This is a genomic window from Brevundimonas vancanneytii (assembly GCF_901421975.1).
GTDB classification, from domain to species: Bacteria; Pseudomonadota; Alphaproteobacteria; order Caulobacterales; family Caulobacteraceae; genus Brevundimonas; species Brevundimonas diminuta.
This window is the reverse complement of record NZ_LR588407.1, coordinates 1,288,553-1,307,639: the sequence shown is the minus strand read 5'-3', so window position 1 is coordinate 1,307,639 and position 19,087 is coordinate 1,288,553. Positions and strand designations below refer to the sequence as shown.

22 protein-coding genes are annotated in these 19,087 nt (G+C 66.7%); 13 read left to right on the top strand and 9 right to left on the bottom strand.

Features of this window, described 5'->3' with window-relative positions; all coding sequences use genetic code 11:
• The first annotated feature begins 391 nt into the window (after nucleotides 1–391).
• Complete coding sequence (locus FGL25_RS06405) at nucleotides 392–1,423, top strand: lysylphosphatidylglycerol synthase domain-containing protein (protein WP_138141274.1); 1,032 nt, start codon at nucleotides 392–394, stop codon at nucleotides 1,421–1,423.
• Nucleotides 1,420–1,668 (top strand): cation-transporting P-type ATPase, encoded by a 249-nt coding sequence (locus tag FGL25_RS17945; RefSeq protein ID WP_138142392.1) that lies wholly within the window; start codon nucleotides 1,420–1,422, stop codon nucleotides 1,666–1,668. The genes FGL25_RS06405 and FGL25_RS17945 overlap by 4 nt, the downstream gene beginning before the upstream one ends.
• Here the strand turns inward: FGL25_RS17945 and FGL25_RS06395 are convergent.
• Nucleotides 1,647–1,985, bottom strand: a complete 339-nt coding sequence (locus FGL25_RS06395) for a DUF2834 domain-containing protein (protein ID WP_252970056.1) — start codon at nucleotides 1,983–1,985, stop codon at nucleotides 1,647–1,649. The genes FGL25_RS17945 and FGL25_RS06395 overlap by 22 nt on opposite strands.
• A gap of 398 nt (nucleotides 1,986–2,383) precedes the next feature.
• On the opposite strand from FGL25_RS06395, the gene FGL25_RS06390 reads away from it, so the two are divergent.
• The 7 genes from FGL25_RS06390 (at nucleotide 2,384) to FGL25_RS06360 (ending at nucleotide 10,162) form a co-directional block, all read left to right on the top strand.
• A complete protein-coding gene (locus FGL25_RS06390) occupies nucleotides 2,384–3,412 on the top strand; it encodes a UDP-glucuronic acid decarboxylase family protein (protein ID WP_138141273.1) in 1,029 nt (342 codons plus the stop codon).
• A 79-nt stretch (nucleotides 3,413–3,491) separates the two neighbouring features.
• Entirely contained in the window at nucleotides 3,492–4,937 is a 1,446-nt protein-coding gene (locus tag FGL25_RS06385; protein WP_252970055.1) for a glycosyltransferase family 2 protein, read from the top strand.
• 10 nt (nucleotides 4,938–4,947) lie between these two features.
• Nucleotides 4,948–6,084, top strand: coding sequence for an NAD-dependent epimerase/dehydratase family protein (locus FGL25_RS06380; RefSeq protein ID WP_138141271.1), 1,137 nt, complete (start codon nucleotides 4,948–4,950; stop codon nucleotides 6,082–6,084).
• Nucleotides 6,085–6,176: 92 nt separating this feature from the next.
• Nucleotides 6,177–6,902: a cellulose biosynthesis protein BcsS gene (gene bcsS / locus FGL25_RS06375; protein WP_081461886.1), complete on the top strand. Its 726-nt coding sequence runs from the start codon at nucleotides 6,177–6,179 to the stop codon at nucleotides 6,900–6,902.
• A gap of 158 nt (nucleotides 6,903–7,060) precedes the next feature.
• Nucleotides 7,061–8,188 (top strand): endo-1,4-beta-xylanase, encoded by a 1,128-nt coding sequence (locus FGL25_RS06370; RefSeq protein WP_138141270.1) that lies wholly within the window; start codon nucleotides 7,061–7,063, stop codon nucleotides 8,186–8,188.
• A 94-nt stretch (nucleotides 8,189–8,282) separates the two neighbouring features.
• Complete coding sequence (locus FGL25_RS06365) at nucleotides 8,283–9,788, top strand: HWE histidine kinase domain-containing protein (protein WP_252970054.1); 1,506 nt, start codon at nucleotides 8,283–8,285, stop codon at nucleotides 9,786–9,788.
• Entirely contained in the window at nucleotides 9,785–10,162 is a 378-nt protein-coding gene (locus FGL25_RS06360) for a response regulator (protein ID WP_040345610.1), read from the top strand. The genes FGL25_RS06365 and FGL25_RS06360 overlap by 4 nt, the downstream gene beginning before the upstream one ends.
• Before the next feature lie 21 nt (nucleotides 10,163–10,183).
• Here the strand turns inward: FGL25_RS06360 and FGL25_RS06355 are convergent, their stop codons facing one another.
• The 4 genes from FGL25_RS06355 to kdsA are packed head-to-tail and all read right to left on the bottom strand — an operon-like array spanning nucleotide 10,184 to nucleotide 14,672.
• Nucleotides 10,184–11,293, bottom strand: coding sequence for a DUF3089 domain-containing protein (locus FGL25_RS06355; RefSeq protein WP_138141268.1), 1,110 nt, complete (start codon nucleotides 11,291–11,293; stop codon nucleotides 10,184–10,186).
• A complete protein-coding gene (rfaD, locus tag FGL25_RS06350) occupies nucleotides 11,293–12,294 on the bottom strand; it encodes an ADP-glyceromanno-heptose 6-epimerase (RefSeq protein ID WP_252970053.1) in 1,002 nt (333 codons plus the stop codon). Before rfaD ends, FGL25_RS06355 begins: the two co-directional genes overlap by 1 nt.
• A complete protein-coding gene (gene rfaE2, locus FGL25_RS06345; protein ID WP_138141267.1) occupies nucleotides 12,291–13,751 on the bottom strand; it encodes a D-glycero-beta-D-manno-heptose 1-phosphate adenylyltransferase in 1,461 nt (486 codons plus the stop codon). Before rfaE2 ends, rfaD begins: the two co-directional genes overlap by 4 nt.
• 18 nt (nucleotides 13,752–13,769) lie before the next feature.
• The gene (kdsA, locus tag FGL25_RS06340; protein ID WP_436835250.1) at nucleotides 13,770–14,672 is read right to left on the bottom strand and encodes a 3-deoxy-8-phosphooctulonate synthase; all 903 of its coding nucleotides are present in this window, start codon (nucleotides 14,670–14,672) and stop codon (nucleotides 13,770–13,772) included.
• Between the two features lie 124 nt (nucleotides 14,673–14,796).
• Here kdsA and sseA point away from each other — a divergent pair, with 124 nt between their 5' ends.
• Nucleotides 14,797–15,642 carry a 3-mercaptopyruvate sulfurtransferase gene (gene sseA, locus FGL25_RS06335; protein WP_138141266.1) on the top strand — a complete coding sequence of 282 codons (846 nt, stop codon included), beginning with the start codon at nucleotides 14,797–14,799 and terminating at the stop codon, nucleotides 15,640–15,642.
• Here sseA and FGL25_RS06330 read toward each other — a convergent pair whose 3' ends face one another.
• Nucleotides 15,643–16,587, bottom strand: a complete 945-nt coding sequence (locus FGL25_RS06330) for a DMT family transporter (protein WP_232464007.1) — start codon at nucleotides 16,585–16,587, stop codon at nucleotides 15,643–15,645.
• 131 nt (nucleotides 16,588–16,718) lie between these two features.
• Between FGL25_RS06330 and FGL25_RS06325 the strand changes: the two genes are divergently transcribed.
• Genes FGL25_RS06325 through FGL25_RS06315 form a run of 3 tightly spaced genes read left to right on the top strand, consistent with a single transcriptional unit; the run spans nucleotide 16,719 to nucleotide 18,097 of the window.
• Nucleotides 16,719–17,129 carry a YbaY family lipoprotein gene (locus tag FGL25_RS06325; RefSeq protein ID WP_138141265.1) on the top strand — a complete coding sequence of 137 codons (411 nt, stop codon included), beginning with the start codon at nucleotides 16,719–16,721 and terminating at the stop codon, nucleotides 17,127–17,129.
• Between the two features lie 3 nt (nucleotides 17,130–17,132).
• On the top strand, nucleotides 17,133–17,372 hold the full coding sequence (locus tag FGL25_RS06320) for a ribbon-helix-helix domain-containing protein (protein WP_076222665.1): 240 nt from the start codon (nucleotides 17,133–17,135) through the stop codon (nucleotides 17,370–17,372).
• Nucleotides 17,369–18,097 carry an SIMPL domain-containing protein gene (locus FGL25_RS06315; protein WP_138141264.1) on the top strand — a complete coding sequence of 243 codons (729 nt, stop codon included), beginning with the start codon at nucleotides 17,369–17,371 and terminating at the stop codon, nucleotides 18,095–18,097. Before FGL25_RS06320 ends, FGL25_RS06315 begins: the two co-directional genes overlap by 4 nt.
• Before the next feature lie 24 nt (nucleotides 18,098–18,121).
• On the opposite strand, the gene FGL25_RS06310 is transcribed toward FGL25_RS06315, so the two are convergent.
• The 3 genes from FGL25_RS06310 to FGL25_RS06300 are packed head-to-tail and all read right to left on the bottom strand — an operon-like array spanning nucleotide 18,122 to nucleotide 18,979.
• Nucleotides 18,122–18,469, bottom strand: coding sequence for a DUF488 domain-containing protein (locus FGL25_RS06310; protein WP_003165314.1), 348 nt, complete (start codon nucleotides 18,467–18,469; stop codon nucleotides 18,122–18,124).
• Nucleotides 18,470–18,473: 4 nt separating this feature from the next.
• Complete coding sequence (locus tag FGL25_RS16820; RefSeq protein ID WP_164917947.1) at nucleotides 18,474–18,785, bottom strand: hypothetical protein; 312 nt, start codon at nucleotides 18,783–18,785, stop codon at nucleotides 18,474–18,476.
• Nucleotides 18,782–18,979 carry a hypothetical protein gene (locus FGL25_RS06300; RefSeq protein ID WP_138141263.1) on the bottom strand — a complete coding sequence of 66 codons (198 nt, stop codon included), beginning with the start codon at nucleotides 18,977–18,979 and terminating at the stop codon, nucleotides 18,782–18,784. The genes FGL25_RS16820 and FGL25_RS06300 overlap by 4 nt, the downstream gene beginning before the upstream one ends.
• Between the last annotated feature and the right edge of the window lie 108 nt (nucleotides 18,980–19,087).

The following is a 19,087-nucleotide window of genomic DNA, read 5'->3' as shown; positions in this document are numbered from 1 at the left end:
TCCAGTCGCGCGCGTTCCAGCGCAGAGCAGCGAGAGGCCGCGTGGACCATCCCCGGAACGCGCACCAAGCGTGGACGCCCCACGGTCGTCTCGCTTCGCCAGGAACTGTCGCGGCTATTCGGGAGGCCATCGCGCTGACAGGCGCAGGATACGCCGAGCCCTCGTTCCAGTCTTTCCTGCGCGTTGGGAACACGACCGTCCATTGACGCCTGCGGCCCTCACGCGCGCCCTCTGGCACGCTCGGATCGCGCTTTCGCTTCCCTCGCTCACTTCGCACGACCTCAGACGCATCCCCGCAGACAGGACGCCATCGAGCGGCAAGCGGCCTTGACCGTCGTCAATAGCGTCCGGCAGGGGATGTGCTGTCTGGAGAGGTTGACCAGAAGCCGCCTTGAGCCCAGTCCCCCCTCTACCGAAAGTCGACGCGCCCGCGTCGGCCACGCCGCGCCGTGACGGCGCAGCCGCCTCCCGATGGAAGAGGCTGACGTCGCTCACCCTCAGAAGCGGCTTCGCCCTCGCCGTCCTCGGCGTCGCCGTCTGGGCCATCTGGCGGGCGGTGCGCGACACCTCGCCGGCGCAGATCTTGACGGCCCTGGCCAGCATACCGGCATGGGGCCTGCTTTCGGCCCTGGCGCTTACGGCCGCCAGCTACGCCTGCCTGGCCTCGACCGAGGTCATTCTCGTCAGGGCCATGGGCCTTAAGGTGTCCGGACTTCGCTCGGCCCTGACCTCTGCGGCGTCCTTCGCCGCTTCCAACAGCCTGGGCTTCAGCCTCGCCTCCCAGGGCGCCGTGCGTCTGCGCGGCTATGGGCCTGCCGGCCTCACTCACGGACAGATCGCCCGACTGACCCTTGTCGTCAGCCTGGCTGTGACGCTGAGCGGGATCGTCACGGCAGGGCTGACGCTGGCGATCGCCCCCCTGGTCTTCGCCCACGCTCTCGGGCGTCCCGTCCTCATCATCGGCGCCCTCGCTCTGGCGCTCATGACGCCGGCCGCCCTCTGGTTCCTGGCTTTCCGCCGGAGTCGCCCGGCCTGGCTCGGCGGCGGGACCGCCGCGCCCCCTTCCGGCAAAACCCGAGCCATGGCCCTGGGCGTCGGCCTGGGCGACTGGCTGACGTCAGGCGCCGCACTGTTTGTGCTTGTGCCCCACCCCACGCTCTCGGGCCTGGCGGTCTTCCTCGTGGTCTTCGTGCTCGGCTCCCTGATCAGCGCGGCTTCGGGCGTGCCGGGAGGTATAGGCGTGTTCGAGGCGATCGTGATCAGTCTCACCCCACTGGTGGCGCAGACCCACGAGACCGCCGCCGCCCTTCTGGTCTATCGCCTGATCTACAGCCTGGGCCCCGCCGCCTTGGCGGTCGCCCTCTTCACCGCGCTCAAGACAGCCGCGCGACCGTCCACGTCGCCGCGGGGCGCGGCGCCCTGACTCTTCTGCTCCGCCAGTTCCGCAGCCCCCTCGTCCTCATCCTGGTCATAGCGGCGGCGGTCTCCGGCCTGGTGCAGCAATGGCTGGAAGGCGGGATCATCCTGGCCATCGTCCTAGGCGGCGCCCTTCTGGGCTTCGTCCAGGAATACCGCGCCTCCAACGCCGTCGCGGCCCTTCAGCGGCGATGGGCGCCTTGGCAGCCGATCCGTTCGCATGAACCCGTTCAAGGTCGCTCGCGCAGATAGAGATACAGCGGCAGGGAAAGCGAGAGCCCGACCAGGCAGCTCGCTGGGAGCACAAGCCACCAGCGGCTGACATGGTTTCTGGACGCATCCCGCCAGGACCACACCAGGAAGACCGCTATCGAGATCAGGACGTCCGCGGAAAAGCCGCCGGCGGCGCCGTTCGCGAACAGGGACTTCAAGAACAACGGAACATCCGGCCCGTTCTCGAAAAAGAACGAGCCGAAGAACAGCCAAGGGACGATGGCGCCGATCACAGCCATAGCCAGATAGAAGCGTCTGACGATCAAATCGCTCTCCCTTGCAATCAGAAGCGTCACCTTAGGCGTCAAACGGCCCTTCGGACCAGTCAGCATGTGCGGGAACACAATGCGGGAGGGGCCTAGTATTTCCGCCAAGATGACGCCGCGCCGCGTGAGATGATTACATGACGGCGCCTCAAGACGAGAGGGAAGCCCCAGGCCCGGCGATCCCAACCGCTGCACAGCGTTCGTCGGGCCTGCCACCCCCCCGCGCCACGACGTTTTTGGCGCGTGAACCGATAGATTCGGGCAGAAATTTGGCGCCTATGCAGTGCCGAAATGGAACCCAATTCTTAACAAACGGTTAACGCCAATGCCAACGGACTCGGGGATCATGAAATCTCCCCTGTCACGCGAATACAGTATGCAGGTAGCGTTGTTCAAGCAATTGTAAACAACCATCAAGGCTGAAGGCGATGACAGACGATCGCTTTTCTTATGCGCCGCAGAACGACGCCAAAATCACCAAGCGGATCGCCGTATCAGGCGGCGCCGGTTTTCTGGGATCGCATCTATGCGGGCGACTGGTTGACGCCGGCCATCATGTGACCTGCATTGATAATTTCCATACGGGTCGTCACGCGAACGTCGCTCATCTGATGAGTTCGGATCGCTTCCACCTGGTGGCGCAGGACATCAATGAGCCGCTGGACGACGCGCTGGGCCGCTTCGATCAGATCTACAATCTGGCCTGCCCCGCCTCCCCGGTTCACTACCAATATGATCGGGTGAAGACGGCCATGACCTGCTCGATCGGCACGCTGAACCTGCTGAAGCGTGCGGCGGCGGACGGCGCACGCTTCTTTCAGGCCTCGACTTCGGAAATCTATGGCGACCCGGAAATCCACCCGCAGGTGGAGAGCTATCGCGGCAACGTCAACACAGTGGGCCCTCGCTCCTGCTACGACGAAGGCAAGCGGTTCGCCGAGACCCTGGTGACGGACTTCGGCCAGCAGCACGGCCTGACCACGCGGATCGTGCGCATCTTCAACACCTATGGACCGCGAATGCACCCCGACGACGGGCGGGTGGTGTCGAACTTCATCGTCCAGGCTCTGGTCGGCAACGACATCACCATCTACGGCACGGGCGAGCAGACGCGCTCCTTCTGCTTCGTTGACGACCTGATCGAAGGGTTCGTCCGCCTGATGGACACGGACGAGGATATCGACGGGCCGGTCAACATCGGCAATCCGAGCGAGATCACGGTCAATGAACTGGCCCAGCAGGTCATCGCCCTGTCCGGCTCACGTTCGCGATTGGTCTATCACCCGCTGCCGATCGACGATCCGCGCCGTCGCAAGCCCGACATCTCCAGGGCGCTGACCCACCTGCACTGGTCGCCCCAGGTGCCGCTGCAGGACGGGCTAAAACAGACCATCGCCTATTTCACCGCCGAGCTTCAGGGCGAGAGAGTCGCCCAGCGCGGCGCCGCCGCGTCGTGAGACGGCGGACCGACGAGACACCACGGGACAGAGCAACCACCACCGACTTATTGGGCAAAATAACTGGGCGAGCGGCGTGATGAACACTCAAGATCCGAACTGGGCGACCCTGCTGGTCTGGTTGTTCGCTCTTTCCCAGATTCTCTATCTCGGAAGCTTCCTGCTGGAGATGTACTTCCGCTCGCTGCGCGTCGAGCGCGTGGATATGAGCGAGCCTTTGCCGGCCAGCGAGGCGGACTATCCCTTCATCGTCCTTCTGTATCCTGTGCTGCGGGAGCTGGAGAGCACCATGGAGACGACGTTCACGTCCCTGGCCAAGCTGGACTACCCCGCCGACCGCTATCGCGTCCTGGCCATCCCCAACAGCAACGACGCCGAAACCATCGCCAGCCTGCAGCGGCTGAGCCGGCCCTATCCCTTCGTCGAGATCCTGGCGGTGCCGCCGACCAGCGACGCCAGCTGGGACATGGTGTGGAACGCCTGGGACCGGAATCCGAAGGCCTATTGGTGGCACAGCGGCAAGCGCGCCGGGGTCAAGGATCTGCCGCCCAAGAAGACGCGCCAGCTGATCTACGCCACCTATCATGTGGCCGAGACCTATAAGGACAAGAGCGGGCTGACGATCGACTACATCGACGCCGACAGCTGCCCGCCGGCCGACCACTTCAAGGCGGCGGCCATCGGCCTGCGCCGGTTCGACGTGCTGCAGGCCCGCAATGTGGCGGGCAATCTGAACGCCAGCCTGGCCGCCGCCTTCCACGCCTTCGACCACATGACGTGGGATGGGGCCAAATACGGCCACCTGTCCGATCCGAAGCAACCCTATTGGGTGCTGGGCAAGGGCCTGTTCTTCAAGGTCGACGACCTGATCGAACTGGGCAGCTTCCACCCGTGGATCGCCATCGAAGACCCCGAGGTCGGCCAGCGGTTCTGGAAGAACGGCCGGACGCTGGGCATCATCGAAGGCTCGCTGATCGAAGAGGTGCCCGAGACCTTCCGCGAGGGCGTCACCCAGAGGAAACGCTGGGTCGCCGGCTTCTTCCAGAGCCTGACGACGCCGTTGAAGGAGATGGACTTCAGCTTCGGCGAGCGGGTCCGCGTGTGGATGAACTTCCTGCCCTGCATGTCCATGTGGGTGAACACCCTGGGCATTCCCCTGGGCGTCTGGGCCGCCTGGCGGTTCTTTCAGGGCGACGACTTCCTGCCGCTGTGGCTGGTGATCCTGTCGATCTTCAACATCGTCGCCTTCTCGATCCTGATGATCGGCCTCTACATCAAGACGTGGCGGCGGACCGACCTGGTGCTGGACGGCGCGGGCGCGCGCATCGGCTACATGCTGATGGTCAATCCGATCTTCATCATGGTCTGGTGGTGCGTCTGGATCATCCCGCTGACGCTAGGCTTCGTCATGTATGTGCGGGACAGCGGCCTGGCCTGGCAGCGAACCGAGAAGATCGACGCCAACAACACCCTCGTCCGCACCAAGCTGGATGAGTTCGGCGCCCTTCGTCATCACCAGCACTAAGCAGACGGTCATGGACAAGCACATTCTCATCACCGGCGGGGCGGGCTTCATCGGCTCGCACCTGGTCGACGCCATGCTGGCGCGCGGCTATCGCGTTACGGTCCTGGACAGTCTGTCGCCCCAGGTTCACGGCGACGCCGAAATGGATGCGGACGGGTGGCCCGTCTACCTCGACGCACGGGCGCGCCGCATCAAGGGCGACCTGTTGGAAGACGGGGTGTTCGAGGCGGCGCTGAACGGCGTGACCCACCTGGCCCACCTCGCCGCCTCGGTCGGCGTGGGTCAGAGCATGACCAACATCGTCGACTACACCCGCAACAACGTCATGGCGGCGGCCGTCATGCTGGAGACCCTGTCCCAGCGCCCGCACACGGTCAAGCGGATCGCCGTCGCCTCGTCCATGTCGATCTATGGCGAGGGGGACTACGTCCGCCCCTCGACCGGCGCCCATGTGACCACCGACATTCGCCCGCACGCCCAGCTGGAGGCGCGTCATTGGGATCTGATGGTCGACGGCGAACCGCTGGAGCCCTGCCCCACGCCGGAAGAGAAGCTGCTGCAGCCCAACTCCATCTATGCGGTGAACAAGCGCGACCATGAGGAGATGTTCCTGTCGGTCGGCCGGGCCCTGCGCATCCCCACCGTGGCCCTGCGGCTGTTCAACGCCTATGGCTCTCGCCAGGCCCTGAGCAATCCCTATACGGGCGTGGCGGCCATCTTCATCTCGCGGCTGATGAACGACCAGCCGCCGCTGGTGTTCGAGGACGGACGGCAAATGCGCGACTTCGTCCATGTGCAGGATGTGGCCGAGGCCTTCGCCACCGTGCTGGATGACGACCGCGAGATCTGGGACGTGTTCAACGTCGGCAGCGGCGCGCCTGTCTCCATCAACGAGATCGCAGGCGTCCTGGCCCGGCTGCTGGGCAAGAACATCGCACCGGAAGTGCTGAACCGTTATCGAGTCGGGGACATCCGTCACTGCTTCGGCGACATCTCCAAGATCGAGCGCACCTTCGGCTTCACGCCTCGGCGGTCGATGGACGAGGGCATGGAGGAGTTGATTTCCTGGGTGTCGCACACCCGCGCCCCCATTGACCGAAGCGCAGAAAGTCTGGAACAACTGTCAAGGGGAAGGTTGGTCGTCTGACAGAATTCCCGCCTGTTCTGTATGCGTTTTGTAGTGTCTCCGCCGGCGTCGCCAGCATCTGGCGCGTTCGATACTTCGCAAGGAACTGACCCATGCCTCACCGTCGACGCCCGATGACTTCCCTGGCCGCACCAGCGGCGGCGGCCCTCGTCTGCGCGGGCGTCGCCTGGGTCGGGCCGGCCTCGGCGCAAAGCGATGTGACCGTGTTCGCGGGCGGCCAGTTGGACGTCGCCGACAGCGCCTATGCCGGAGCGACGATCGGCCTGCCCGGCTCGGTCGATTCGAAGGGTTTTGCGGTGCGCGGCTCGGTCTACACCGGCAGCTACGACTACAACTCGGGTCCGAATGAGATCGCCGCCGACTTCACCGGCGCCCAGGCGGAGCTGATCTATCGTTTCGGCAACGGCCCGACCTGGGGCAGCGTCGGCATCGGCTATCGCTATGTCGATACCGACCTCAGCCCCGCCGATCCCGGCAATCGGCGCGACGGCGGCCAGGGCGGCGTCATCGTCTCCCTGGACGGCGGCCATGTCTCCGGCCCCTGGCGGGTCGACTGGTACGGCTCCTACGGTTTCGAACTGGACGATTACAACGCCCTGGCCAGCCTGACCCATCAGGTCGGCTCATCCGGTCGCGTGCGCCTGGGCATGGAGGTCGCGGCCGAAGGCGACACCAACTACAACGCCTATCACATCGGTCCCGTGGCCGGGTTCAAGCTGAACGACAAGTCAGAAATCCAAGTTTCTGTCGGCCTGAGCGACGGCGATCAACGCAGTTCGCAGGCCTATGTTCGGCTCGGTTTCTATCGAAGCTTCTAGAACGAAGAGCCGGAAGGGCGAACGATTACCGGCTCAGCTCATGGAAACACCGTTTTCGCGCCCAACTTCCCGTCCCTGACGCCTCTTAAGATTGCGCCTTAACGAGAAGTTAGGCGTAGTAAGGCAGCCTTCTCGCGTTCCTGAGGAGGTGCAGCCGAATGCTGCCGCGACCCACCAGACGAGCCTTCATCGGCGCCGCCGCGCTTGCGCCCGCCCTTGGACTGGCGGCGTGGCGTCCTGTGCGCGAAGGCCTTCCGCTGGATCCTCCGCCTGTGAAGACCGCCACCCTCGCCGACGCCGCCAGCGCGCAGGGCCGATATTTCGGCGCCGCCGTCCGAGCCGAACAACTGCGTCAGAACGCCGAACTGCGCGGCGCGGTCCTGCGCGACTGTCAGGTGCTGACGCCTGAAATCCATCTGAAGTGGAACTCCCTGGAATGGCGCAAGGGCGAGTTCAACTTCGCCCCGGTCGACGATCTGCTCGACTTCTCGCAAAGCCACGGCATGCAGGTGCGCGGCCACACCCTGCTGTGGGATCAGGGCACGCCCGACTGGGCCAGGCAGGAGATGCTGCGGCGTCGAGACTGGTCGCTGATGTCCGGGCACCTGGAGCGCGTGCTCAAGCGATACGGCGACCGCATCGCCGACTGGGACGTCATCAACGAACCGATCGACACCCAGGGCGGCGCGGGCGGCCTGAGACGCAACGTCTTCCACCGCGCCTTCGGCCCGACCTATATCGAGCGTGTGCTGGAAGAGGCGCGCGCGCTCGCGCCCAAGGCTCATCTGGTCGTCAACGACTACGGTTTTGAATACGACAATCCCGTGGATCAGGCCCGGCGCAAGGCCATCGTCGCCCTGGCGCGACGGCTGCGCGCCTCAGGCACGCCGCTGGACGGCATCGGCGTTCAGGCGCACCTGGACCTGTCCAAGGGACCGCTGGCGGCCGACGGCCTGCGCGACATGACGCAGCAGTTGGTCGATCTGGGGCTGGAGATCACGATCACCGAACTGGACGTGAAGGAATCCAGCTTCCACGGCACGGCGGCCGCGCGCGATCAGAAGGTCGCCGATGAGACGCGCCGCTATCTGGAGACCATGCTGGCCTTCACCCAGGTCCGCGGCGTCGTCACCTGGGGCCTGAGCGACCGCCACTCCTGGCTGTCCGAGCCCCCGCAACGTCAGTATGCGGACGCTCCGCCGAACCGCGGCCTGCCTTATGACGTCGATTACCAGCCCAAACCGATGTACCACGCCCTATCTGAGGCGTTGCGCCTGAGCGCCTAGCTCCCAACCTTTACTTTTGCTGCATTTTCAGGCCAGGAAACGGGCACCCTTTCCGCTTATCCCGCGTTAGGGACGCAGTGATAGGGGGTTGGATTTGCGGAAGCTCGCCAAAACAATCGATCTGGTGGCGGCGTTCGACTCCTCTCCCAACCCCTATATGCTGCTGGATCGCGACTTGCGTTTCGCCGGCATGAACCAGGCCTATCTGGACGTCACTCAACGCCGGCGCGACGACCTGATCGGCCATCACGTCATGGAAATGTTCGCGCCGGGCGACGCTCCCGACAGCGAAGAGGAAAGCCGCCGGCTGCGCGCCTCCTTCGACAAGGTGTTGGCCACGGGCGAACCGGATCATCTGGCGGTCCTGCACTATCCCGTTCTGACGCCCGGCCCCGACGGAGAGCCGGTCTTCGATGATCGGTTCTGGAGCTGCACCCATACGCCGATCAAAAATGAAGACGGTCAGGTCACGCACATCCTGCAGCACACCAGCGATGTGACCGAGCTTCTACGTCTGCGCCAAAAGACGGTCGACGGGGCGGGCCAGTCATCCGCTCTAGACGCCATGGTCGGCGATGAGGTGTTCCGACGGGCCGTGAAGATCGAAGCCAACAACCAGCGCCTCGAAGCCGAACGCAAGCAGCTCACCGACATGCTGATGAATGCGCCGGGCTTCGTGGCGGTGCTGAACGGCCCCGACCACATGATCCAGTTCTGCAATGAAGCCTGCTATCGACTGGTCAGCCATCGCGACATTCTGGGCCAGCCGGTGCGCGACGCCCTGCCCGAACTGAGCGACCAGGGCCATCTGGATTTTCTCAACGACGTCTATGAGACGGGCGAGCCTGTTTATGGCCGCCAGCGCGCCTTCGCCCTGCGGCATGCGCAGGACGGTCCGCTGGACCACCGCTACATCGACTTCGCCTATCAGCCCATTCGCGGCGGCGATGCAAAGATCGTCGGCATCTTCGTCCAGGGGCACGACGTGACCGATGTGGTGCTGGCCGCCGAGCGCCAGAAGCTGATGATCGACGAGTTGAACCACCGGGTGAAGAACACCCTGGCTACGGTCCAGTCCATCGCCATGCAGACCGCGCGCACGCACCAGGATCCCAGCTCCTTCGCCGCCGCCTTCCAGTCTCGCATCCTCGCCCTGTCGCACACCCACGACCTGCTGACCCGGAGCCATTGGGAAGGCGCCGACCTGCGCGCCGTGCTGGAGCACGAGACCCAGGCCCACGGCATCGGGCGACTGACCATGAACGGGCCGCACGTCGCCCTGTCGCCGGCGCGCGCGGTGTCGCTGGGCATGATCTTCCACGAGCTGGCCACCAACGCCGCCAAATACGGCGCCCTGGCCTGCGGCGACGGCCGCGTCATGGTCGACTGGGCCATCAACAACCAGAAGTCTCCGCGCCTGCACATCACCTGGCGCGAAGCCGGCGGCGACCCCATCCCCGAGCCGGAACGGCGCGGCTTCGGCACCCGCCTGATCGAGCGCAACGTGCGCCATGACCTGCATGGGACGGTGCAGCTCTCCTATCCGCCCGAAGGCTTCTGCGCCGAGATCAGCCTGCCCCTAGAAACGGAAACCCTATGACCGACGTGCTTTCAGGCCGCCGCGTGCTGATCGTCGAGGACGAGTCCCTGGTCGCCATGCTGCTGGAGACCATTCTCAGCGACATGGGATGCACCGTCATCGGCCCGGAATCGAATGTCGGCGACGGCCTGCGCGTCGTGACCGGCGAGACCGATCTCGACGCCGCCCTGCTGGACGTCAATGTGGCGGGCCAGGAGGTGTTTCCCATCGCCGAGGCGCTGAAGGCGCGGGGCGTCCCCTTCGTCTTCTCGACCGGCTATGGCGAAAGCGGACTGCCCGAGCACTGGCGCGGCAATCCCACGGTGCAGAAGCCCTTCACCGACGCCGCCATCCGCGACGCCCTGATGGCCGCTTTGAACATGAGCATGGCCTGACAGCGGCCGCCCAAAGCTCCTTCAGACGGCCGCGGCAGCGTGAGCGTCTTCCCAGGCCTTGAGGCGACGCAGCACGTCCGCCTCGATGTCGGCGTAGAACAGGTTGTAGGCCGGGATCCGACGCTGATCGGCCCAGGACACCGGCGTGCGGAAGGATTCCGAGCTCAGGCGCGAGCGCCACAGGATGCCCTCCCGGCATTCGGCCGCGACCAGGCGGCGCTGAAATGCGGGCCGCGCGCCCCATTCCAGATTGGTGGCGTTGGTGGCGCCTCGGCTCTCACGCGCCTCGGACACGGGCGCATCGACCGATCCTGTCACCGGGTTGACGCATGCGATGGGCGCGTCCGCGGCCTCGACCAGGGCGCCGCGATCGTTCCAGGTCAGGGCGCGGCGAATGACCCGCTTGGCCTCGCCCTCGCCGTTCTCCTCGACCGCGCGCCAGGACAAGGCGCAGCCGGTTTCATCGTCTGTGCGGCACAAGGGCGTGTGGGTGAAACGGCTGACCGGCGTCACACCCTCGACCAGATAGGCGGCGACCAGACGCGCCTTGAGCGAAGCGTCCCTGGCCACCCGATCATGCAGCAGACGGTCGACTAGATCAGCGCCCTGCTCCACCCCGACCAGAACGATCGGACCGTCCGGCCGCTGCGCCAGCCAGCGGTCGAAGGCGGCCTCGATGTCGCCATAGGCGAAAGCCCGCGCTTCGCGCGCGTCCTCGCGCAGCGTCAGGCGGCTGTAGAGGCTGGCCTGGCGATACAGGGGAGCGCTGACGTCGCCTGCCGAGGCGAACGGCCCGGCGTAGTTGGGTAGGACGACGGTCCGCAGTTTGGTCAGGGCGCGGCGGTCGTCGATGGCCCCGTTCCAGTCGCTGCCGCCGTCGTAGGTGGTGGAGTGGACGAAGAAGACATGGGCCGCCCCCGCGCCCGGCGCACGGGCGTTCAGCAGCGCCCAGGCGCTCTTGTCGTCATAGTCGGGCGCGGCCGGGGGCTCATAGGTCTGGAACGGAATCTGAGGGTCCAACCCCGCGCGCAAAATGTCGCCGCGCCACACGGCCACCGCCGCCGTCAGCAACAGGACGAGCGCGAAGCCCGTGTAGCCGACCCACTGTCGAAAGGTCAGCTTGGAGCGCATCAGCGGTACGGGTCCGGCTGGGCCAGGAAGTCCTGGACGTAACGGCGCACGCCTTCCTCCAGCGGCGTCGACTGGCCGCCGTAGCCGAGGGCGCGGATGCGATCCATGCTGGCCTCGGTGAAGTACTGATAGCGGTCGCGGATCGCCTCGGGCATGTCGATATAGGCGATGGACGGCTCCTTGCCCGCCGCCGCGAAGGTGGCGCGCGCCAGATCGGCGAAGGAACGCGCCTGACCCGATCCGGCGTTGAATACGCCCGAGACAGCCTCGTTCTCCAGCAGCCACAGGATGATGCCGACCACGTCGTCGACGAAGACGAAGTCGCGCAGCTGGCCGCCGTCGGGATAGTTCGGGTTGTGCGAACGGAACAGGCTGACCGTCTCGCCCGCTTGCACCTTGGGCCAGATCTGGGCGACGACCGACTTCATGCCGCCCTTGTGGCCCTCGTTCGGACCATAGACGTTGAAGAACTTCAGCCCGGCCCATTGGGGCGGCGCCTCATCGCGATCGGCCTGACGCACGGCGTATTGGTCGAACAGGTATTTCGAATATCCATAAGCGTTTAGCGGGCGAAGCGCATTCAGGCTCTCAGGATCGTCGCGATCCTCGAACCCGGTCTCGCCGTCGCCGTAGGTGGCGGCCGAAGAGGCGTAGATCATCCGCACGCCGCGCACCGCGCACCAATCCCAGATGTCGCGCGACAGGGTGAAGTTGGTGCGCAGGATCAGGTCGGCGTCCGGCTCGGTCGTCGAGGAGATGGCGCCCATGTGAATCACCGCCTCGATGCGCTCGGCGTGACGCTCCAGCTGGTCGAACAGCTCTTCGGGCGCCCACAGGTCGGCGATGGGGTGTTTGGCGATGTTCTTCCACTTGGCGAGGTCGGCCGTCTCCAGCCGGTCGCAGACGACCACGTCCCAAGCGCCGCTCTCACACAGGCGGGCGACGATGTTGGAGCCGATGAAGCCCGCGCCGCCCGTGACGACGATCATTCGCGGGGTCATGCTTGCTCTCCAGTCATCTTCTCGATGGTCTTCGTCGTGGAATAGCCGTCGGCGAAGTCGGCCAGACGGACTTCGCCGCCCCAGCTTTCGACCTCGGCGGCGCCGACGACCTTGTCCTTGGTGTAGTCCGAGCCCTTGATCAGCACATCGGGCTTCAGCCGCTCGATCAGGGCGATGGGGGTCGGGTCGTCGAAGGCGGTGACGCGATCGACGCTGGCCAGACCGCCGATGACGGCGGCGCGACTGTCCAGATCATTGACCGGGCGCCCCTCGCCCTTCAGGCGGCGCACCGAGGCGTCGGTGTTCAGCGCCACGACCAGCCGGTCGCACCAGCCGCGCGCCTGGCTCAGATAGGCGACGTGGCCGCGGTGCAGGATGTCGAAGCAGCCGTTGGTGAAGCCGACCTTCAGGCCCTGACGCTTCCACGCCTCGACCTGATCGGCCAGTTCGTCCAGCGGAGTGACCTTGGACTGGGCGAGAGCCGCGTGCTGGCTCATCTCGGCCTCGATCAGTTCGGCGGGCGTGACGACGGCGGTGCCGCTCTTGCCGACCACCACGCCCGACGCGAGGATCGCGAACTGCACCGCCTGCTCCAGCGTCGCGCCGGCGCCCAGCGCCAGCCCAAGGGCCGCGAGGCAGGTGTCGCCGGCGCCCGAGACGTCGAACACTTCACGCGCCCGGCCGGGGAAGTGGGTGACGCCGCCACCACGCCGCGCTAGCGTCATGCCCTTGCCCGCGCGGGTGACGATGACGGCCTTGGCCGTGGTAGCGGCCAGCAGGGCGGCCAGCGCCGCCTCGACCTGTTCGTCGGTCTCGGTCGGCAGGCCGGTGGCGCCCGCTAGTTCGCTGGCGTTCGGCTTGATGACGTCGACCGCGCCATAGCGGGCGAAGTCGCGGCCCTTGGGATCGACGATGACCGGCGCGCCGTATTCGGCCCCGGCCCACAGCGCCGCCTGGATGGCGCCGTCGTCCACCACGCCCTTGGCGTAATCGGACAGCAGGATGGCGCCCGCGCCCTGGAACACGCCTTTGTCGGCATAGCCGGAATGGAGCGCGGCCTCGTCGTCCAGACGCAGCAACTGCTGGCCGGCGGCGACGAAGCGCGTCTTGACGATGGTGGCGGCGCCCTCGGGCCGGATCAGAGCGTCCTCGATCCGGTCTTCAGCCGCGATCAGATCGGCCAGTTCGGCGCCCGCCGCGTCATCGCCCGCGACGGCGCCCAGGCGGGCCTGTCCGCCCAGGGCCGCGACGTTGCGGGCGACATTGCCCACCCCGCCAGGCATGGCCACGGTGCGTCGCGCGCGCAGGACGGGGATCGGCGCCTCGGGCGAGATGCGGCTGACCTCGCCATAGACATAGCGATCCAGCATCAGATCGCCGACGCAGGCGACCTTCAGGTCACGCACGCGCTCCAGCAGGGACTGCAGGGCGCCGAGATCAAGAGAACGTTCAGCCATGACGCCGAACTAGCGGATTCACGCCGTCTTCGCCATCGGCCCCTTGTGACCCAGCTTGATGGCCAGGTCGTCGAAAGCGATCAATTCGGCGGCCAGAGCCTCGAACTGGCTGAGCGGCACCATGTTGGGGCCGTCCGAGGGGGCGTTGTCCGGGTCTTCGTGCGTCTCCATGAAGACGGCGTCGACGCCGACCGAGACGGCGGCGCGGGCCAGCACCGGCACGAACTCGCGCTGACCGCCCGAGGAGGTGCCCTGCCCGCCCGGCTGCTGCACGCTGTGGGTCGCGTCGAACACGACCGGGCAGCCGATCTCGCGCAGGATCGGCAGGGCGCGCATGTCGCTGACAAGGGTGTTGTAGCCGAAGCTGGCGCCGCGCTCGCAGGCCATGACGTTCGGGTTGCCCGCGCCCGTCACCTTGGCGATGACGTTCTTCATGTCCCAGGGGGCCAGGAACTGCCCCTTCTTGATGTTGATCGCCTTGCCCGTGGCGGCGGCGGCCAGCAGCAGGTCGGTCTGGCGCGACAGGAAGGCCGGGATCTGCAGCACGTCCACGGCCTCGGCCACGCCCGCGCACTGGGCTTCAGAGTGAACGTCGGTCAGGGTCGGGAGGCCGGTGACTTCACGGATCTCGGCGAAGATCGGCAGGGCGTCCTTCAGGCCGATGCCGCGCGCGGCGCTGGCGCTGGTGCGGTTCGCCTTGTCGAAGCTGGTCTTGTAGATGATGCCGAGGTTCAGACGCTCGCCGATCTCTTTCAACTGATGAGCGGTCTCCAGCGCGTGCTGGCGGCTTTCCATCTGGCAGGGACCGGCGATGAAGACGATGCGGGCGCCGCCGCCGATGACGACGGGTTTCTTGAGGCCTTCGGACAGGGTGATGACGGCGTTCGGAGAGGTCACGGCGGCGCTTTCGACTGGTTTCAACGGCGGTTCGCGGGCCTATGCCGCGGCTTTCAGGCGGACAGGTGGCGTCGCGGATGCGTTTTCGCAACTTATCCGGCGACTCAGGCCCTGACCACCGGCCGCGCGATCATGATAGTCTGACGAAATGACCCACACCGACACGCCCCTGATCTCAACCGCAGCCCTGGCGTCGCGGCTGGGCGCGCCGGACCTGAGAATCATCGACGCCAGTTGGTGGCTGGACGGGCGCGATGCGCGGGCGGATTTCGAGCGCGAGCGGCTGTCGGGCGCCGTCTTCTTCGATCTGGACGCCGTGTCGGATCGGGAAAGCCCCTATCCGCACATGCTGCCGTCGCCGGACATCTTCGCCGAGACGATGGGCGCGCTGGGCGTCACGGAGAGCGACGACATCGTGGTCTATGACGCGCAAGGGCTGTTCTCGGCGGCGCGGGTCTGGTGGACGCTGCGGACGATGGGGGCCAAGCGGGTGCGCGTGCTGGACGGCGGCCTGCCCAAATGGAAAGCCGAGGGGCGGCCTCTGCAAGGCGGCGCGGCCGAGGCTCCCGTCCCCGCGAAGTTTGAGGCGCGGTTCGACGCCGACGCCGTGACGGACTTCGATCAGGTGCGCGCCGCGCTGGCGGACGGTCTTCAGGTGGTCGATGCACGTGGGGCGCCGCGTTTCCGGGGGGAAGCCGCCGAGCCGCGCCCCGGCGTGCGAGCCGGCCATATGCCGGGGGCGCTGAACCTGCCCTTCTCCAGCCTGCTGAATGCGGACGGGACGCTGAAGCAGGCTCAGGCGCTGGAGGACGCCTTCCGCGCGGCGGGCGTCGATCTGGAGCGGCCCGTCATCACCAGTTGCGGCTCCGGCGTGACGGCGGCCGTCCTGACGCTGGGGCTGGCCGTGCTGGGGCGTCCGTCGCGCCTCTATGACGGATCGTGGGCGGAATGGGGGGCGCGTCCCGACGCGCCGGTCGTAACGGGCGAGGCCTGATCAGGCCGCCGAGCGTTTGGGCGCGCGGATCAGAAACACCTGCCCGGCCAGAACCAGAGCCAGTCCGACGAAGGCCAGCACGCCGAAGCGCGCCCCTTCGAACATCACCGACACCAGCATGGCGATCGGCGGCGTCAGGGCCGAGATATAGCTGGCGGTGGCATACCCCCTCGCCCGCGCGATGGTGAAATAAAGACCGAAGGCGATGACCGAGCCGAACACCGCCAGATACAGCAGCGAGATCACATAGGCCGGGCTCCACGCCACCGACCAGGAGACGCCCGTGACCAGGGCGTAGAGCGCCAGCGTCCCCGTACCGTAGGCCATGGCCCAGGCGGTGGACGGCAGCACCTGCGAACCCGCCTGCTGCCCCTTCCAGGCGAACCAGTTGCCGAAGGCCGAGGCGACGACGGCGATCACGGCGAAGCTGACGCCCGCGACCGCGTGGACGCCCAGGCCTGCGCCCATCACCTCGCCCGCCGACAGGACGCCGACGCCGACCACGCCCAGCCCCGCGCCCAGCCAGGCGGCGGCGGCGGCCTTCTGGCCCGAGGCGACGCGGAACAGGATCAGGTTCAGGAAGGCCAGCGCCGCAAAGATCACCGCCACCACGGCCGAGGCGATCTTCTCCTCCGAGGCGTAGACGAAGGCGTAGCTGATGGCGAAGGAGAACAGCCCCTGCCCCAGCGCCGCCAGATGCTGGCCGCGCGTCAGAGCCAGCCGACCGCCCGTCGCCTTGACGATCAGGGCCAGCAAGGCCGAAGCGATGCCGAAGCGCAGCACCACCGAAATCACCGGATCGACGGCGCCCAGCTGGAAGGTGATGGCGTACCAGGTCGTGCCCCAGATCAGGGCGCAGACCCCGACGCCGCCGATGGCCAACACAGCGGGTGAAGACAGGCGCGACGACGCGGTTTCGGATTGGGGAGCTTCAGACTGTGACACGCCGGCGACTCGGTCGAAACGAAACGGGAACTTCCGATAGCACCGCTTTGTCCCCGCCGTCTCTCTACTGTTGCAGCCTTATGTGACGCTGGCGCGTTCTGCTAAGCTAGACGCGCACAAAGGAGACGCCGATGCGCTCATTCCTCGCCCCCCTCGCCCTGGCCCCGGTCCTTTTGGCCGCCGCCTGCTCCTCCATGCCCGAAGCCTCTATGACTGAAGTCCAGGTCACCGCCACCTATCGCGAACGCATCATGCTGCCGCCCGGCCATGTCCTGACGGTCAAGGTCGAGGACGTCAGCCTGATGGACGCGCCGTCCCGCACCATGGCCGAGGTGCGCCAGCCCCTGAACGGTCGCGCCCCGCCCTACGCCGTCACCCTTTCGGTGCCCAGCGACAAGATCGACGCCCGCCACCGCTATGCCGCACGTGCTGAAATCCGCGACGCCTCCGGCGCCCTGCGCTTCACCACCGACACCAACTACGCTGTGCTGACCAACGGCGCTTCGACCAGCGCCGACATCGTCATGGTGGGCGTGCGCTAAGCTTTGAGCGGCCTCGCCAAACGATCGGTGCTGCTGTCCGGCCACGCCACCTCGGTGGCGCTGGAGCCTGAGTTCTGGGCCGTGCTGGACGCCATCGCGGCCGAACTGACGTTAAGCCGGTCCGGCCTGCTGATCCGCATCGACGCCTGGCGGGGCCGCCGCCCCCTGGCCTCCGCCTGCCGCATCCTGGCCCTGCAATGGGTCGGCGGCGACCGCAGCTTCGCAGAAGAGAAGACCTCATGAGCGCTGACATCGACAGGAACCGCCTCATCCCCGCCGCCGTCTTCGGCGGACTGGTGGCCGTGGGCCTCATCGGCGGCGGCGCCCTGATCGGTCAGGGCGTGGTCAACGCCCGCGCGGGCGACCGCTCCGTCACCGTGCGCGGCCTGGCGGAAAAGGACGTGAAGGCCGATCTGGCCGTCCTGCCGATCCGTTTCACAACCTCAGGCGACGTACTGTCCGAGGTGCAGGCGCGCATCGACGGCGACCTGGCCATCGTGCGCCAGTTTCTGAAGGCGCAGGGCTATCCCGACGACGCCGTGGACCTGGGTCAGCTGGGCGTGGCCGACACCCGATCGCGCGAATACGCCAGCCAGACCGGCGGGCCGCGCTTCATCCTGACCCAGACCCTGATCGTGCGCACCACGGACGTCGACCGGGTGCAGACCACAACCCGCAACCTGAACGATCTGGTGCGGCAGGGCGTGGTGCTGCAGGACTTCAACGGCCCGTCCTATATCTTCACCAAGCTGAACGACGTGCGCCCGGCCATGATCGCCGAGGCCACGGCCGCCGCCCGCAGCGGCGCCGAGCAGTTCGCCAAGGATTCCGGCGCGCCGCTGGGGCCGATCAAGACGGCGGGACAGGGCTCGTTCGAGATCCTGTCGCGCGACGGCACGGGCGACGAAGCCAGCACGCCGAACAAGAAGGTCCGCGTCGTCACGACGATCAGCTATCGACTGAAATAGGCCCGCGCCAATCCGCCCGCCTGGTCAGGGGTCCGTCAGATAGGCCGCCAGCACGACGGCGTCGTTGTGCTCTTCGTCCCTGGCCCCATAGACCAGGGTCGCCGGGCCATCGGCCAGCGCGGCCTTCAGTTCGGATACGACATCGCCATTGGCTTCCAACTCCGCGCGATAGCGGTGCTGGAACTCCGTCCATTTCGCCGGATCATGGCCGAACCACTGCCGCAGTTCCGTCGTCGGCGCGATCTGCTTGAGCCATAGGTCCACGCGGGCCTTGTCCTTGCTGAGACCACGCGGCCAGAGGCGGTCGACCAGGATGCGCGTCCCATCCGCATCGGACGGCGGTTCATAGACGCGCTTCAAGGCGACCTTCACGGCCTCATCCGCCCTGTGGTTCGGGCGCGGCCACCTGGGGCGGTTCAGAGGGGCGCGGCAATTCGGGCGGAGCCGGGCGGTCTGGAACCTCAGGCAGGCGCGGCGTCGGCACATTGATGTCGACGTTCAATTCGGGCGTTGACGGCGCCGGCGCCCTTCCTCCGGCGAAGACGAACCAGGCGATCACCGCCACGGCGACGAGAAGGCCCCCGACGATGAAGGCCAAACCCGCCCCGCCGCCCTTTCGCGGCGCCGGGGCGTTGTTGACGGTAGTCTGATGGACGACGCGCTCAGGCGGGATATTGGGATCGGTCATGACGCGGCCTCAGGACCGCTCGGCGCATCCGGCGCCGAGACTTCAGGCAGCTTGACCTCGACATCGACATTCTTGGTGTCCGACGCCCCGCCTCGGCCCAGAAGGAACCAGGCCAGGACAGCCACAACAACGACCAAACCGCCGACGATGAAGGCGAGACCGGCGTTGCCGCCGCCGCTTGAGTTTTCCGCCATAAGGCATCCCTTCCCTTTGCTGACCCTGTCGTGTGCGAGAACGACGCTCTGACTGCGCGGTTCCGGAAGCGCCGTGTGCGAATAGGCCTGACTTTGGTCGCTGTGCTG